This is a genomic window from Halomonas sp. GD1P12 (assembly GCF_025725645.1).
GTDB lineage: Bacteria > Pseudomonadota > Gammaproteobacteria > Pseudomonadales > Halomonadaceae > Vreelandella.
The window spans coordinates 2,193,809-2,208,838 of sequence record NZ_CP107007.1 but is presented as its reverse complement, the minus strand read 5'-3'; the positions used below and the strand labels follow the sequence as shown (position 1 = coordinate 2,208,838).

Annotated in this window: 13 protein-coding genes; 3 read left to right on the top strand and 10 right to left on the bottom strand. The window is 63.7% G+C overall.

Annotation, left to right across the window (positions count from 1 at the left end):
• Positions 1-32: 32 nt before the first annotated feature.
• The 4 genes from OCT39_RS10310 to OCT39_RS10295 form a co-directional block, all read right to left on the bottom strand.
• The gene (locus OCT39_RS10310; RefSeq protein ID WP_263584383.1) at positions 33-935 is read right to left on the bottom strand and encodes a ParB/Srx family N-terminal domain-containing protein; all 903 of its coding nucleotides are present in this window, start codon (positions 933-935) and stop codon (positions 33-35) included.
• A 154-nt stretch (positions 936-1,089) separates the two neighbouring features.
• Positions 1,090-3,111: a pyrroloquinoline quinone-dependent dehydrogenase gene (locus OCT39_RS10305; protein WP_263584382.1), complete on the bottom strand. Its 2,022-nt coding sequence runs from the start codon at positions 3,109-3,111 to the stop codon at positions 1,090-1,092.
• 8 nt (positions 3,112-3,119) lie between these two features.
• Complete coding sequence (locus tag OCT39_RS10300) at positions 3,120-3,485, bottom strand: hypothetical protein (RefSeq protein ID WP_263584381.1); 366 nt, start codon at positions 3,483-3,485, stop codon at positions 3,120-3,122.
• A gap of 87 nt (positions 3,486-3,572) precedes the next feature.
• Positions 3,573-4,532 (bottom strand): AraC family transcriptional regulator, encoded by a 960-nt coding sequence (locus tag OCT39_RS10295; protein WP_263584380.1) that lies wholly within the window; start codon positions 4,530-4,532, stop codon positions 3,573-3,575.
• A 239-nt stretch (positions 4,533-4,771) separates the two neighbouring features.
• Between OCT39_RS10295 and OCT39_RS10290 the strand changes: the two genes are divergently transcribed.
• Both OCT39_RS10290 and OCT39_RS10285 read left to right on the top strand, forming a co-directional pair.
• Positions 4,772-6,934 (top strand): TonB-dependent siderophore receptor, encoded by a 2,163-nt coding sequence (locus OCT39_RS10290; protein WP_263584379.1) that lies wholly within the window; start codon positions 4,772-4,774, stop codon positions 6,932-6,934.
• Positions 6,935-7,037: 103 nt separating this feature from the next.
• Positions 7,038-8,117, top strand: coding sequence for a hypothetical protein (locus OCT39_RS10285; protein ID WP_263584378.1), 1,080 nt, complete (start codon positions 7,038-7,040; stop codon positions 8,115-8,117).
• Here the strand turns inward: OCT39_RS10285 and OCT39_RS10280 are convergent.
• From OCT39_RS10280 to OCT39_RS10255, 6 genes are read right to left on the bottom strand one after another with little or no spacing between them, the layout of a single operon-like run.
• Complete coding sequence (locus tag OCT39_RS10280; protein WP_263584377.1) at positions 8,067-9,284, bottom strand: four-carbon acid sugar kinase family protein; 1,218 nt, start codon at positions 9,282-9,284, stop codon at positions 8,067-8,069. The genes OCT39_RS10285 and OCT39_RS10280 overlap by 51 nt on opposite strands.
• Positions 9,285-9,286: 2 nt before the next feature.
• On the bottom strand, positions 9,287-10,534 hold the full coding sequence (locus tag OCT39_RS10275) for a RuBisCO large subunit C-terminal-like domain-containing protein (RefSeq protein WP_263584376.1): 1,248 nt from the start codon (positions 10,532-10,534) through the stop codon (positions 9,287-9,289).
• Positions 10,531-11,076 carry a VOC family protein gene (locus tag OCT39_RS10270; RefSeq protein WP_263584375.1) on the bottom strand — a complete coding sequence of 182 codons (546 nt, stop codon included), beginning with the start codon at positions 11,074-11,076 and terminating at the stop codon, positions 10,531-10,533. Before OCT39_RS10270 ends, OCT39_RS10275 begins: the two co-directional genes overlap by 4 nt.
• Positions 11,077-11,084: 8 nt before the next feature.
• Positions 11,085-12,359 (bottom strand): TRAP transporter large permease, encoded by a 1,275-nt coding sequence (locus tag OCT39_RS10265; protein ID WP_263584374.1) that lies wholly within the window; start codon positions 12,357-12,359, stop codon positions 11,085-11,087.
• Positions 12,350-12,850 (bottom strand): TRAP transporter small permease, encoded by a 501-nt coding sequence (locus tag OCT39_RS10260; RefSeq protein ID WP_263584373.1) that lies wholly within the window; start codon positions 12,848-12,850, stop codon positions 12,350-12,352. The genes OCT39_RS10265 and OCT39_RS10260 overlap by 10 nt, the downstream gene beginning before the upstream one ends.
• Positions 12,851-12,853: 3 nt before the next feature.
• Complete coding sequence (locus tag OCT39_RS10255) at positions 12,854-13,858, bottom strand: TRAP transporter substrate-binding protein (RefSeq protein WP_263584372.1); 1,005 nt, start codon at positions 13,856-13,858, stop codon at positions 12,854-12,856.
• Between the two features lie 108 nt (positions 13,859-13,966).
• Between OCT39_RS10255 and OCT39_RS10250 the strand changes: the two genes are divergently transcribed.
• A complete protein-coding gene (locus OCT39_RS10250; RefSeq protein ID WP_263584371.1) occupies positions 13,967-14,998 on the top strand; it encodes a LacI family DNA-binding transcriptional regulator in 1,032 nt (343 codons plus the stop codon).
• Positions 14,999-15,030: the final 32 nt, after the last annotated feature.

The following is a 15,030-nucleotide window of genomic DNA, read 5'->3' as shown; positions in this document are numbered from 1 at the left end:
CCGCGCCTCGGCACCCGCCGAGGCGCGGCTTTTTACTCGGTAGAAAACGCGTAGGTGAGCTTGCCACGAGGGGAGAGCAGCTTGTCGAGCGCCGGCTGGTCGAAGGCTTCGAGCCGGCCCATCTGCTCGGCGGTCAGGGGGCCGCTGGCCGTCTCGGCGATAACCGTGTCTGCAGGGGCGTTCACCATCAGGCGCGCCGCGTGCTCCACCGCCTCGGCGTAGCCATCAAGGCTCTCCAGATCAAAATTCGCCAGCGCCATGCGCTCTTCGAGCCACTGCCCCCAGTAGAATTCGAGAAACGGCGGCGGCGTCTCCGGCTTGTCGTAACCCACACCGCGAGTGAAATAGACCAGCGACCGGTAAGCGTCGTCGACCTGATGCGCGCGACCGAGCCGTTTGGGCAGCTCATCGACGGTAATAGGGCCATAGGGGCTTTCGAGCCATACCTGGCGCTCGGCCTGCAGGGTGTTCCAGAACGTCTGCCTATCCGCAAGGTCGCTGTAGTCGTCGGTGATCAGCACTGGCATGCGAAAGGCATCGCCCTGCAAGGTAATGAAGTTGCTGAACGTGTGGTGGCCATCGGTCAGGTAGAACTCGCCGCCTGGGGCGATCACGGCCGTCTTCATGTCTTCGGGGTGGCTGCCTGGCGCGTCGACGCAGTCGAAGCTCGCTAGATCTTCAAGCGTTGAGGCGTCGTCGAAGCGCGCGATTTCGCTCTGGCCGGCGGTTTCGCAGTACTCGTCGAAGAGTTTTTCCCGGTCTTGGGCGAAGCGGCCCTGCTTGTAATCCATCTGGCGGTAGCCAAGCGCCGGCTGGGTAGGGCGCAGCTCGCCCAGGGTGACTGTTTCGATACGCACGGCCTCATTTTGTGCAAGGGCCGAGGCGGCTATCGGGGCAAGAGCGACGAGGGCCAGAAGTGGCAGCGTTGTCTTCATTTTTTCTCCACGTGAGGGGCGATGCGCGCCCATTGTGGTGATCGAAGATGACACTGCGTTGACGGTCAGCCGTTTTATCCTGTTTTGGCTGGTTTTTTTGGCGTTCTTATAAAAAAAGGGCGACCCGCAGGCCGCCCTTTGACGAGTGCCGGCGTTACTCCGGCAGCGCGTAAACCACGACCTGGTCGCCCACGTGGTCCTTCAGGATGGTGTTACCGCCGGCCACGAAGGCCACGTACTGGCGGCCCTCATACTCGTAGACCGCCGGGTTGGCGACCACGGGGGCCTGCGCCTGGTCGGACCAGAGCTGCTCGCCGGTCTCGAGCGAGTAGGCACGCACCTTGGCATCCATGGAGGCACCGATGAAGATCAGGCCACCGGCGGTGACCGCCGGGCCGCCAATGGTCGGCGAGCCCCAGCTTTCGGGCATGAAGAAGCCGAACTGCTGAGAGGCGCCGACCGGGCCGCGCCATTTCACCTCACCGGTGGTCATGTCGATGGCCACCAGTTCGCCGAAGGGCGGCTCCCAGCAGGGCATGCCCAGCCAGTTGCGCGCTACTTCAAGACGCATACCGTAGGGTGCGCCCTGTTGAGGCGCGAAGCCGCTCTCGTTACCCGAGCCGCTGTCGGCTTCTTCATACGCCTCGCGATCGAAGAGCTTGACGTACTGCACGATGTGCGAGGTGTTGACCACCGCCGTTTGGCTTGCCGGGTCGAAGGCCACGCCGCCCCACTGAACGCCGCCGGCGCTGTCCGGGTAGGCAAGCGTGCCTTCGCCCTCGGTGGTCGGTGGGGTATACATGCCCTCGTACCAGAGATCGTCCCAGAGCGCGGAGCACTGTCCGAAACTCACCGCATCCGCCAGCGCCCAGATGTCGGGCTTCTCGGACTGATCGAGCAGTGGGGCGGGCAGCGTCGGGAAGGGCTGGGTAGGCGCGTAGACTTCGCCTTCCACGTTGCCATCGCCACCGGGCACCTCGCGCTCCTCGATCGGCCAGACGTCCTCGCCGGTTTCGCGGTTGACCACGAACAGAAAGCCCATCTTGGTGGCCTGCATCAGCGCGGGAATCTCTTCGCCGTCGACGGTGATGTCCATCAGCGTGGGGGCAGAGTTGATGTCGTAGTCCCAGATGTCGTGGTGCACCCACTGGCGCGACCAGACCACTTCGCCGGTGTCGATATCGAGCGCGGTGGTCGAGGTGGCAAGCGGCACTTCCTCGGTGCGGTTGCCGCCCCAGAAGTTGGGCGAAGGCGAGGCCACGGGCAGATACACGAGCCCCAGCTCCTCGTCGGCGCTCATGTGCGTCCAGACATTGGTGGTGCCACTTCGCTCGCGCATTTCATCAGAAAGTGCCTCAAACGTCCATTCGCGCTCGCCGGTGCGCGCGTTGATGCCAAACACCGTGCCCGCAGGCGCCACGCTCTCGGCCCAATCCTTGCCCGCCCAGCCGAGAATCAGCCGGTCACCCACCACCGTGGGCGGCTGCAGTAGCGACAGGGGCCAGTTTTCCGGCATGTTGTTCCAGCTATTGACGTTCAATACGCCGCCGTCGGCGAAATCCTCGCACAGCTCGCCGGTGTCGGCATCGAGTGCGAAGAGCTGAGCATCCATGGTGCCAAAATAAACGATCTTCTGGCAGGCTTCGCCTTCGACCGGATCATCCGCCTCCCAGTAGGCCACCCCGCGGCTTTTCAGCGCCGGCTGGGTCAGCGCCTCTTGAGACGACTGGGTGTCGAACTGCCAGCGCTCTTCGCCGGTGGCCGGGTCCAGGGCAAAGACGCGATACATGGGCGTGCCGATGTAAACCGTGTCGTTGGCGAACACCGGCGTGGCGGACCAGACCGAGGGCGCGGTATCGCCGGAGCCGTCCGAGACGTCGCCGGTATGAAACTCCCAGGCCTTTTCGAGATCACCCACGTTTTCGACGTTGATCTGGTCCAGCGGGCTGTATTTCTGGGCGTTTAGCTGGCCGTGAAAGCCATCCCACACCGCACCTTCTGGTACCAGAGGAATCGGAGAGGCGGCGGCTTCACTGGCCTGTGCTTCACCGTCGGCGGGCGGCGACGGCTGGGCGAACAGCGGGAGTGGCAGCAAAAGGGTGGCAAGGCCGAGCCGGGGCAGGCTTTTCGATAACGCGTCGGTCGGGCGCAAACGATGACTATTCGTGGTCGACATAAAGCGGCTCACCGGCGGTCAGAAGTGGAAGATGACGATCGAGAAAACGTGTCGATCAAAAGCCCCAGAAGGCCCAGAATCAGCACCGCGCAGAGCCACCACTGATGTAGCAGCAGCGCGGCGAACCCGGTGCCTAAAAGCCCGATCAGCGCCAGCACGCGAAGCGCGATGGCACCGGCTCCCCGGCGCCACTTGAAAAGTAAAAGCGCGGCCACGGCAAGTGCAATACAGCCAAAAAGCGCTGTCAGCGCCCCCAGCGTTCCGGTCACGCCGGTCAGCGGCGTCAGGTAGGCGTACAGGGCAAGGCCCGCGCCCACCAGGCTTGCCACCAGTAAAATTCCAACGCCCGGGCGGCGTTTCGATGCGTCATCCATCGCGCGTGCAACTCCTGAATTGATCAATGGGTAGGCCCATGAGGCTGCCTTAGCTTAGCAAAGGTCTGGTCGAGTGTTCGGAAAAAATCAGCGGCCGCGTTGCGCCATGGCAAGCGCGCGGCGTCGATAGCCGTTCGGGGAGGCGCCGAATTCGCGCTTGAATGCCGTGGCGAAGTTGGTGGCGCTGCTGTAGCCGGCAAGGGTCGCGGCCGCTTCCACATCCGCGGCACCGCGCTCCAGCGCCTCGCGGGCAAGCGTCAGATGGTGGCGGCGCAGAAACTGCCCCAGTGCCTCGCCGTGGGCTTGATAAAAGCGCCGCTGCAGAGTGCTCAGGCTCATGCCAAGGCGTTTGGCCAGGGCTTTTTGATCGAGCCCGCGCACCTCGCCCCGGTCGATGAGGGCCATGAGGGGGTCGAGCCGGCGCTGACGCGGCGCGGGGGCCTCGACAGGCGCAAGCGAAAGCGCCTCACCGGCCAGAAGCCGGGCAAACCCGCCAAGCATCAAACGCGTCGCCGGCGTCATGGCATCGAACCGTTGGGCGAAGAGCGCATCGCCCAGCGCCAGAAGCCCCGGTGAGGGCGTCCAGCGGCGAAGCTCGCAGGTGACCGACGACGACGCGTAGCCGTGGCGGGAAAGCCAGTGAGGTGAGAGCGACAGTGTCAAGGTGCGCTCGCGCGCGCCCACACGCCCGGACCGCGTGAAGGCGGTTTTATCCGGCAACGCGACGATGAGCGCGCGGTCGGGCTCATCGGGCCCAAGGCGTGCATCGCACTCGCCGTAGCGCACCTGGGCGCCCCCCTCCATGACCAGCGCGATCTTCACGCCCGCCGGTAGCAGCGCCTGGCTCTTGAGACCGAAGCGGTCCTCGACATCCGCCAGGCGCAGCTTCATGCCTGGCTCAAGCTCGCTGACCCACAGGCGCCCGAGTAGCGGCGGCGCGCGCTGGTCCCAGCTGGGCGCTTCGAAGCGCGGGCGTTTGACGAGCTGCACCGAGTGTTCGTGCAGGTCGGTGGTGCTGATTTGTCCTTTATCGCCTTCGCTATCCACGTCCCTGGTCCTGTTGGTAAGCCCGCTTACCGGGTTGGCTGTTTCTGCATGGCACCGTTTACGCGTAGCAACGTTTATGCATAGCAACGTTTTCGCATAGCAATATGACGCGCCTGCAAAGGTTAAAGGCGTTGCGAGCTGCCATAATCCGCTGCCTCGAATTTTATTGCAACGTATTCTCATTCGCAAAGAAAACGCCGGTTGCGTGACCAATTTCAAGGGATCAAGAGAGAGCTGACATGACGTTCGATAGAGCGCGTATTTATCAAGGTGTGGCCGCCGCGGGCAGCGCTGCGCTGCTGCTGGGATGGGCACCGAATGCACTGGCCCAGGCGAGCGCCGAAGCCACACGGCTTGAGACGGTCACGGTTCAGGGCAATCACCTTTACCAGATGCTGCCCTCGGAAGTGACCGGCGGTTATAGCGTCGATGCCGCCACGGTAGGCACGAAAACGCCGGCATCGCTGCGTGACATTCCGCAGTCGGTCAGCGTCGTCACCCGTGAGGCGATCGAGGATCAGAACTTCACCACCCTCGATGAGCTTGGCCGGCGCACGCCAGGGCTTCGCGTGCTCTCCAACGACAACGGCCGCTCTTCGATCTATGCCCGCGGCTTCGAGTATGACGAGTACAACATCGATGGGCTGCCCGCGCCGATGACCAGCATTACAGGGTCGGTGCCAACGCTTGCGGCGTTTGACCGGGTCGAGATCATGCGCGGGCCGTCCGGGCTTTTCAACAGCACCAGCGAGATGGGCGGGATCGTCAACCTGGTGCGCAAGCGGCCCACCCATGACCCGCAAGGGCGTATCAGCGTCGGCGCCGGCACCGACCAGCAGCGCGCCGCCCAGGTGGACGTCTCCGGCCCCATCGACGGCGATGACGGCCGCGTGCGCGGGCGGCTGGTGATCGATCGGACCCACCACGGCGAGTTCGTCGATCGCAACACCAATCGCCAGAACGATATCTACGCGGCGATCGATGTCGACCTGGATGACGCGACCACTTTCGGGCTTGGCTACATTCACAACAGCAAGGACATCCGCGTCAACAACGGCCACCCGGTCGGGCCCAGCGGCGAACTGCTCTACGGCTCGCGTTCGGATTTCTATGGCGCAAACTGGAATGATTTCGACAGCTATGCCAACGACTGGATCGCCGAGCTGACCCACCGCTTCGACGGCGGCGGCTTCGGGCGCCTCGCGGCGCGCTACTCCGATCGTAACGCCGGCTATAACTACGCCTTCGGCGGCAGCGCCCTGGACCAGAACGAGCGCCTGACGGTCGCCGGCATCGGCAGTCGTATCGACCAGCAGGCGGTCGCGCTGGACGCCAGCTACAGCCAACCCTTCGCCGCTTTCGATAGCGTCAGCGAGTTCGTGCTCGGCGCCGACTACAAGCGCTTCGATACCGATACCGAGTCCGGGCGTTCGCGTAGCCTGACCGGCAGCCGCGTGACCCGAGGCGAGCTCAACGAGATAAGCTACGTCGACGTACTGGGCGCCGCGCGTGCCACCGGCAGAGGCTACGCCCATACCGATACCCGGCTGGAGGAGAGCGGCCTCTACGGCAAGCTGACGCTGCGCCCGGTGGACCCGCTCGCGCTGATCGCCGGCGCCCGAGTGAGCCACTACGCCGTCGATTTCGAAGACCTGGCCGCCGACAATGACCAGGATCGCAGCGGCACCGAAGCCACGCCCTACGCCGGGGTGGTGTTCGACGTCGACGCCAATCACTCGCTCTACGCCAGCTACTCCCAGGTGTTCAAGCCGCAGACCGCCGAGGGCCCGGACGGCAACCTGATCGAGCCGCGCGAAGGCGATCAGTACGAAGTCGGCGTAAAGGGTAGCTACCTGGGCGGCGACCTCAACGCCCGACTCAGCGCCTTCCGGCTGTATGACGATAACCGCGCAGGCACCCCGCCAGATACCGGCGCAAGCTACGCAGTGCCGATCGGCAAGATGCGCATCCAGGGCGCCGAGTTCGAAGTCACCGGCAGCGTCACCGACCAGTGGGACGTGATCGCCGGCTACACCTATCTCGACACCGAGGTGCAGCAAAGTGGTGATGATCGTGAGGACGCCATCTTTCTGCTGATGCCACAAAACGTCGTCAACCTCTGGACCCAGTACGATTTTGCCGGCGAGGCGCTTGGCGGACTGCGCGTGGGCGCCGGCATGACGGCGATGAGCGACTTCAACTCGAGCAGCGGCGTCGAGGCGCCGGGCTACGCCGTGTTCGACGCGATGATTGGCTACGATTTCAACGACAACGTCAGCGGCCAGCTGAACTTCAACAATATCTTCGATCGCGAGTACTACAACCGGGTCGGCGGCGTGAACACCTTCAACATGCCGGGCGCGCCCGCCAACGTCATGGCGACCCTGAGCTACGACTTCTAACGCCCGCCCGTCAAGGCGGCTCGCTCCCGCGCGCCGCCTTTCATCTTGAGTTTTCGCCGCGTTCGTCTTTAATGGGCGCTTTGGCCACCCTGGAGGAGCGCCCATGAACCCGGCACGCATCATTCTTGCACTGGCCGTGGGGCTTGCCGGGTTTCTGACCGCGCTGGCCTCGAGTGAGGCCTTCGAGCCGCGCCTGGTACGGCTGGAGGCGCAGCGCGCGCTGCCCTCGATCGACGCGTCACTCGTCCAGGAGAGCGCCGAGATCAACGCGGTGTTTCTGCACTACGCCGACACCCCCGCGCTCTGGATGAACGCGCACCTGGCGCTGGAGCGTTTTGGCTCCGCCGCCCGTGAGGCGCTGCTCGCCTATGCCTATCTTCCCGCTTTTCAGGACGTGCTGGCACGCTTCGGGGCGCAGGCGCTGTTGCCGATTGCCTACTATCGCGAACACGATGTCGCAACGCTCAAAGCCCGGCACTGGCTGGGCGAGCGCTACCGCGAGGCCAGCCGCTGGTGGAACGAAGCCGATGACACGCCGGTCGAGACCGCCGAGTGGAGCCCGGATCAGCGCGGACTGATGGGCATTGCGCTACTTGGTGAAGGTGGCCACGCGCTGTTGAACCAGTTCGCGGTGGACTCGAGCGGTGACATCCACTGGCTGCAAGGCGAGCGTATCGTCACCGGGGTGGGGGACTTCTTCACCGGCTGCGTACGCGGGCTGGAAGGGCAGTGGCGCCGCGACGAGGCGATCGGCGCGGCGGACGTCGGCTGGGCCGGGGTCGATCTCTTGCTGATGGCGAGCACCGTGAAGGTACTGCGCGCCGGTCGCTTGGCCCGCGGTGCCCGGGTAGGCAGCGTGGAAGCCCGCGGCGCCCAAGCGGGCGCGCGCTCCGGCGCGTTTGCCGGCACCGCCCGCTTTGCCACGCTCCCACGAGTGGCGAAAGTAGCTGCCTTCACCGCCACCGCCGTGGTGGTGATCCGCCACCCGTCGCTGGTCAGCGCCCTGGGCGCCAACCTGGCAAAGTGGCTGGGCCTGCCCGCCTGGCTTGGCCAGTTCGCGATCTGGCTGATCGTGCTGCTGCCTTTATTGATCGTGGTGCGGTTTGTGTGGCGGTGGGTGCTGGCGCCGCTTTTATGGAGCCTCGCCCTGCTGATGCGTCATTCGAAACGCCCGATCGAATAGCTCCACCGCGCCCATCTGGCCGCCTTTCATGATGACGGGAAGCGTACGCCCGTCCGCCAGGTTCGCCACGCAGATGGGAACGCCGGTATCGAAAGGGCCGAGATAATCGATACTTTTCGGCGCAAGCTGGCGAAGCGCCAAACTCGAGGTATCGCCCCCGGCAATCAGCAGCGTGCCGACCGGCGTGGCCGCCACCAGCGAGGCGATCAGTTCGGCGCAGCGCTTTGCTACCTCAAGCGGGCTCATGGCGTGGGTGGTGTCGGCGTCCAGGGCGACCAGCACGCTTTGGCCTTCCTGCAAACGGCGCGCGATGCGTTCGCGATCGGGCTTTTCATTATCTGCCAGGCTGCGCGTCGAAATCGAAAGGCATTCAAACTGCCGAACGGCGGCGACCTGCTCGGCTGTCACGGCGGAGCGGCTGCCGGCAAATACGAGCAGCGGGCCGGGCAGCTGGGTGGGGGAAGGCAGCGTCCGTTGCTCGGGGTACAACGCCTGGGCGACGCTGCTCGCCCCGACCCAGAGCTGGGGCGTGGGCTCGGAGCTAAAACGTTGGCCGATCCGCTCGAGATCCCGCTGCTCCAGAGCGTCGCAAAGAAGTGGGCCGGCGGGCAGCGCCTGATCGCTTTCAAGGCTCGCGCGATCGAGCAGCGTGACATTTGCAAGCCCCATGGCGTCGAAATGACGGCGCAGGTCCGCCTCGTTCATGGGCGTGACCGGATGGCGCTGCATGACCGGGTGACGGTCGATGCGGTAGGTGTGACCGTCGCTTGCCCTGGCGAAAAGAGTCCCGAAGACGCAATAGCGTCCCAGGCTCGGCTGGCCGCCGATGATCAGCGTCGTCGCGGGCTTGAGCTCGGCGCTCAGCACTCTGATCGCAACGGCGATGTTGCCGGTCGTTTCGCTGCTGTCGAAGGTGGAGCACACCTTCAGATGAAGAATATCCGGGTGGTGAGGACGCAGCTGTTCGCCCAAACGGCGCATCTTTTGGGCAAGGCGCGATTGATCCATGCTGCGTGCCGAGGTGGCGATGCCGAAGGCGTCCAGGTCGGCCACCTCGTCCACTGTGGGGGGGGCGAGATAGAGCCGTGCTCGCAGCCCCGCGCGGCACAGAGTGGCCAGCGTATCCGAGGCGCCGGTAAAGTCATCGGCGATGAAGACGTAGCGCATGGCTAACGGCTGCCGAAAAAGTCGAGCGCCTCGGCCAGCGCCGGACGGTGAGTGCAGGACAGCGGCTCACCGGCCTCGATGCTCTGCCAGGCTTCTTTAAGGCTTGCGACTCCCGCCGCCGCACCGCCGGGGTGGGCTAGAATGCCGCCACCGGCAAGAAACATGAAGTCGGCACTTTGGGTCTTGTCGACGGTGAAGGGCAGCGTGCCCGCCCACTGGCCCGAGGAGAACACCGGCATCACGCGATCGTCGGTGGCGCCGAGAGGCATGAGCGACAGTTTGGCCGCCTGGGCTACCTCCTCGGTGGCGTCGGCGAACTTGCCGTTCATGCCGTGCACGTGCATGTGATCAATCCCGGTCAGGCGGTAAAGCGTCTGATAGGCGTTGAAGTCGATGCCCAGCGCCGGGTGGCGGGCGAAAGCGCCGAAACCGTTGCGGTGGCCGTGAATGGCGAGCTCCGTCGAGGCGCGCAGGGTCTGCATCGCCGAGAGCCCACACCAGTTGAGGCTCGCCATCACGCAGTGGCCGCCCTCTCTTTGGACGTGGTCGGCGTGGCGGCGCATGGCGTCGAGCTCGTCGGTGATGTTGAACGCCACCATGACGTTGCGCCCGCTGCGCTCCTGGTAGCGTTTGAGGCGCGGCATCACCGCGCTAACCCGCGCCTCGACCGGGGCGTGAGGAAGATTGCCGGCGATTTCGTCATCCTTGATGAAATCCACCCCCGCTTCGCAAAGCCGCTCGACCAGATCGGCGGTCTCCTCCGGGGTCATGCCAATATTGGGCTTGAGGATGGTGCCAAAGAGCGGGCGCTCGAACGCCCCCACGGCCTCGCGAGTACCCGCCACCCCCAGCGCCGGCCGCGGGTAGCGGTCGCGGTACTCAGGGGTGAGCGCAATCGCCATCAGACGAAGCCCGGTCAGCTCGCCCAGATCGAACAGATTGCCGGCCACCGTTGCCGCCAGGGTCGGCAGGTTCACCCCGACGTTGTCCTCGGGGTACTCGATGTCGACCGCTACCTTCTTCCAGGGGCCGCGCACGTTTTTGCGCGCCAGATAGGCGCTGTAAAGCGTGGGCGCCTCCCGTTCCTCGAGCACTTCGAGCCTCGTCACGCGCGCCCGGAAGCGTTCACGTAGGGCGTCGGTTTCGCTCTCGAGCCTGACGAAAGTGGCGCAGCTCTGTTCACCGGCCATCATGTCTGCCACCTGGTGCGGGTCGAGGGGCGTTTCCAGATGATAGGTGGCGCGAATCATTTCCGGGGCTCCGAAAGATCGGGGAAAGAACGTATTGGGTCGCTGCCGTCCCAGTTTTCTGACGCCTCACGAATCATCTCGAACATCCGTCCCTTGGGGCCGAGCACTTCGGAAAGCTCGATGACGGTGCCCGGGTGGTACTCGCGGTCGAAATAGACGAAACGGCCGTTACGGCCCACTTCGCCGCTCATCTTGACGCGATAGCCGCGAGCCTGCATGGCGGCCAGATCCGCATCAAAGGTTTCGGTCCAGAACGCAACGTGCTGCAGGCCCGTGTTACCCGCTTCAAGAAAATCGCGGTACATCGAGGGAGCATCGTTGCGCGCCTGGATCAGCTCTACCTGAATGAAGCCGGCGTTGGCCAACGCCACCGAGTTGTGCACCTCGTAATGTTCCCCTTCGTAGAGATAGTTTTCGATCGGCACGCGAGGGTTGTAGAAAAAGGGCCCCACGCCCATCACATCGGTCCAGTAGGCCATGGCTTTTTCGATATCGGTGACCACGTAACCCAGTTGGCGAAGCGCTCCAAGATATTGGCTCATGACGTTTCCTACATGACAAGGTTGGGCAACCAGGTGGACAGGGCGGGCACCAGAGTGACCAGCGCCAGGGCTGCGAAAAGTGAGAGATAAAAGGGGACGACGCCGCGAATGATCTCCGAAAGCGGCATTTTGGTGATGATCGACACCATGTAGAGGCTCATGCCCACCGGCGGCGTCAAGAGTCCGAGCATCAGGTTGAGCACGAACACCACCCCAAGCTGCTCTGGCGCCACCCCCGCCTGCAAAAGTGCCGGGGTGACGATCGGTGCGATGATCAATATGGCCACGATCGCCTCCAGAAACATGCCCACGACCAGCAGTAGAAGATTCAATAGCAGCAGCAAGACGAGCGGGTTATCCGATACGTTCAAAAGCCACTCGCCGGCCAGGGCCGGGATGCGGTCCATGGTCAGCACCCAGGCAAACAGCGCCGCCGAGGCCACCACGAACAGCACGTTCGCCGTCGACAGCACGGTTTCACGGGTACATTCCAGAAACGAGCGCACACTCAACGAGCGGTAGACGAGCACGCCGATCAGCAGGGCGTAGGCCGTCGTGACGCCCGCCGCTTCCGTTGGCCCGAAGTAGCCGCTGATCATGCCGCCCACCAGCAGCACCGGTGCCAGAAGCGCAGGCAGCGAAATCAGCGTTTTTCTACCCAGCGCCTCGAGACTCGGCTGCACGTCGTCCCGGGGGAGCTTGTAGTGCCTTGCCATGAGGCCGATCTGCACCATCAGCGCGATCGCCACGACAATGGCCGGAAGCACCCCGGCCAGCAGCGCCCGAATGGTCGATACCTCCGCTGCCGTTGCGAAGATGATCAGCGGTATCGAGGGTGGAAAGATCGGGCCAATCGTCGCCGCGGCGATGGTCAGGCCCGCAGCGAACCGTTTGGTATAGCCCTGTTGCTCCATCTGGCGAATCTGGATGCCGCCAAGCGCGCCGATGTCCGCCAGCGCCGCGCCGGACATGCCGGAAAAGATCAGGCTGGTGAGCACGTTGACGTGGGCCATTCCGCCGCGAATGCGCCCGACCACCATGCGCATCAGCTCGAATAGATGCGTAGTGACGCCGGTCGCGCCCAATAGAGACGCTGCAAGTATGAATAGCGGTACCGCCAGAAGCGGCGTGCTGTCCAGGGTATTGATCGCTCGCTGAGCCATCACCGTGAACGGCAGGTCATAGAGAAAAATGACCGCGCCGGCGGAGAGCCCCAGGCTGACTGCCACCGGCGCGCCGAACAGCAGGCTGGCCGCAAAGATCAGCAGTAGCGTCAGGGACATGAGGGTGTCTCCCGGTGAGCCAGCCGCGAAAGGCGATGAAGCGAGACCACTGCCAGCAGTGCGATGCTGACCAGCGCCGGCATGTAGAGCCACAGGTTTGGAATGCTCAGCGCCGGTGAGGCGAAGCGCCCGGCGCGTAGCAAAAACCGGTAGAAGCCGTAGAGCGTCAGCGCGCAGAAGCCGAGGGTGGCAAGTTCACCTAATGCCAGGCATAACCTGCGTTTTACCCCCGACAGGGCGTCCGCCAGCATCGTTACCGCCACGTGCTGGCCGTGAAAGAGCAAGTAGGGTGTGGCCAGATACACCATCGAGATGCCCGCAAAGCGCGCCGCCTCGTCCGCCCAGGGAAGTCCCGTGTTGAACAGGTTGCGAGCAATGACCTGGGCGACTACCAGTACTGTGATGATGACGAGTAGCGTCATCGCGATCCCCAGACAGAGCTCGGTCAGCCGGCCAAGGCTTCGCGTCGATAGAGTGTTTTCGGTGCTCATGGCTTAGCGCGTTTCGCGAATCAGCTGGTAGAGATCGCCGTACTGCTCGTCAAACTCTTCGGCAATGCGCGCTTGAACGCGGCTTTTAAAGGCCTCTACGTCCAGCCCCTGCTCCGGCCCGACGATCTGCATGCCCGCCTCGGCAAGCGTTGCAAGGTCACTGGCTTCGGCCTCCAGCATGGCGTCGGTGGCGCGCTGGCGTACTTCCTGAGCGGCTTCGGCGATCGCTGCCTGGTTTTCCGGCGACAGCGACTGCCAGGTATCGTCACTGACCACAACGACTTGGGCGGCGCTGATGTGGCCGGTCAGCATCAGATGACTCTGCACTTCGTTGAGCTTGGCGGTGACTACGACGTTGACCGGATTCTCCTGCCCCTCGACCACGCCGGTGGCAAGCGCAGTGGGCACTTCCGACCAGTCGACGGGCACCGGAATGGCACCCATGCCTTCGACGGTGGCCATATAGATGGGGAAGGGGATCGAGCGAATCTTGACGCCGTCGAGATCCTCGGGCGTCAGAATTTCCTGATTCGCCGTCAGGTGACGGGTGCCGAAATAGAAAGCGTAAAGAAGGCGCACGCCGGAGGCCGCGGCGAGCTCCTCGTTGAGCTCGCTCATGACCGGCGAGTCGACATCCATCACCGCCATCAGGTGATCGACATCACGATAAAGGTAGGGTGTATCAAAGGCGGCGAAGGGGGCATAGAGCGAGCCAATAGCGCCGGCGGTGTTATGGGAGAGCGCAATTGACCCCGTCGAGACCGCCTCGGCAAGCTCCTGAAGCCGACCAAGCTGGGAGTTCGGGTACATTTCGACGCTCACCTCGCCGCCTGTTTTCTCCTCGATGGCCTCTGCCAGCCATTCGGCCTGCATGCCGGCGATGGAGGTGGGCGTGTGCATGTGCCCGTAGCGCAGCGTGACTTCCTGAGCCGAGGCAGTGGCAACGCTCAATCCGAGAGCGCCGGCCAGTAACGTGAGATGGCTAGTGCGTACCAGTTTGGCTAGCATTGTTATTCTCCTGCTGATGGTTTTTTATTGTTTTGCAGCCAGGCGTTTTTCACCCACCCGCAGGTTTGAGGCTAGGGCAGCTCGGGGTGCTTGGGCAATGAGGAATTCATGATGGTTTTTGATGTAAAACGCCCGCTGATTCCTGATATCGCCTCTGCCGCCGGGGTGTCGACGGCAACCGTGGATCGCGTGCTCAATCGTCGCCCTGGCGTGCGAAAGGTGACGCTGACCCGAGTACTCAAGGCCGCCGTCGAGGTGGGCTATCTGGACGCAGCGGACATGAACCGGCGGCTCGGACCCACTTTCGCCAAGGTGGTCTTTCTATTGCCTCAGGGCAGCAATCCCTATCTCACCGGGCTCAACCGCTACGTTCGCGAAATGGCCAAGCTCTCCGTCGAACCCTTGAAAGTCAGCAGCCACTTCATCGAAAGTTTTGATCCCGAAGCGCTGGTACAGGCGCTGCGCCGCTACGGAAAACCCTCGGATGTGGTGGTTTTCATGGCCATTGAGCACCCCAGAGTGCGCCAGGTGATCGACGAGTTGACCAGTCTTGGCAAGCGGGTGGTGACCATCATTTCCGACTTGCCTACCTCGAGTCGAAACGCCTACATCGGCATCGATAACTTCGCCGCCGGGCGCACGGCCGCCAAAGTGATGGGGCGTTTTTGCCGCGCCGCCTCGGGAAAGGTGGCGCTGGTGGCCGCAAGCCGCGCCTACCGCGCTCACATGGAGCGCGAAATGGGCTTTCTGGCGCTGATCGAAGAGAGCTTTCCCCACCTGACGGTGATCGGCCCCCAGGAAGGTCACGACAATCGGGATGAAAACTACGTTAACGCAAGCCGCCTGTTGGCCAAGCATTCGGATATCGTGGGTATCTACAACGTGGGCGGCTCCTCCGACGGTATCGGCCGCGCCCTGCGAGAATCGAGACGAGACAAGGAGGTCTACTTCATGGGCCACGGGCTCACGCCGGATACGCGCACCATGCTGGTGGACGGGACAATGGACATGGTCATCACCCAAAGCCCCAGCGCCATCTACGCCCGCGCGATGGAGATCGCCAGCGGCGAAATGGCTGAAACCACCGGCACCGTGGCCATGGAAATCTATTTTTCGGAGAATTTGCCCGCCGTGCGCTAGCCGGTAAGCAGCCTAGGACTCCACTACAGTCG

Coding starts and splice junctions, on each gene's coding strand:
- OCT39_RS10310 (WP_263584383.1), bottom strand. CDS start 935: ATGAAGACAACGCTGCCACTTCTGGCCCTCGTCGCTCTTGCCCCGATA.
- OCT39_RS10305 (WP_263584382.1), bottom strand. CDS start 3,111: ATGTCGACCACGAATAGTCATCGTTTGCGCCCGACCGACGCGTTATCG.
- OCT39_RS10300 (WP_263584381.1), bottom strand. CDS start 3,485: ATGGATGACGCATCGAAACGCCGCCCGGGCGTTGGAATTTTACTGGTG.
- OCT39_RS10290 (WP_263584379.1), top strand. CDS start 4,772: ATGACGTTCGATAGAGCGCGTATTTATCAAGGTGTGGCCGCCGCGGGC.
- OCT39_RS10285 (WP_263584378.1), top strand. CDS start 7,038: ATGAACCCGGCACGCATCATTCTTGCACTGGCCGTGGGGCTTGCCGGG.
- OCT39_RS10280 (WP_263584377.1), bottom strand. CDS start 9,284: ATGCGCTACGTCTTCATCGCCGATGACTTTACCGGCGCCTCGGATACG.
- OCT39_RS10275 (WP_263584376.1), bottom strand. CDS start 10,534: ATGATTCGCGCCACCTATCATCTGGAAACGCCCCTCGACCCGCACCAG.
- OCT39_RS10270 (WP_263584375.1), bottom strand. CDS start 11,076: ATGAGCCAATATCTTGGAGCGCTTCGCCAACTGGGTTACGTGGTCACC.
- OCT39_RS10265 (WP_263584374.1), bottom strand. CDS start 12,359: ATGTCCCTGACGCTACTGCTGATCTTTGCGGCCAGCCTGCTGTTCGGC.
- OCT39_RS10260 (WP_263584373.1), bottom strand. CDS start 12,850: ATGAGCACCGAAAACACTCTATCGACGCGAAGCCTTGGCCGGCTGACC.
- OCT39_RS10255 (WP_263584372.1), bottom strand. CDS start 13,858: ATGCTAGCCAAACTGGTACGCACTAGCCATCTCACGTTACTGGCCGGC.
- OCT39_RS10250 (WP_263584371.1), top strand. CDS start 13,967: ATGATGGTTTTTGATGTAAAACGCCCGCTGATTCCTGATATCGCCTCT.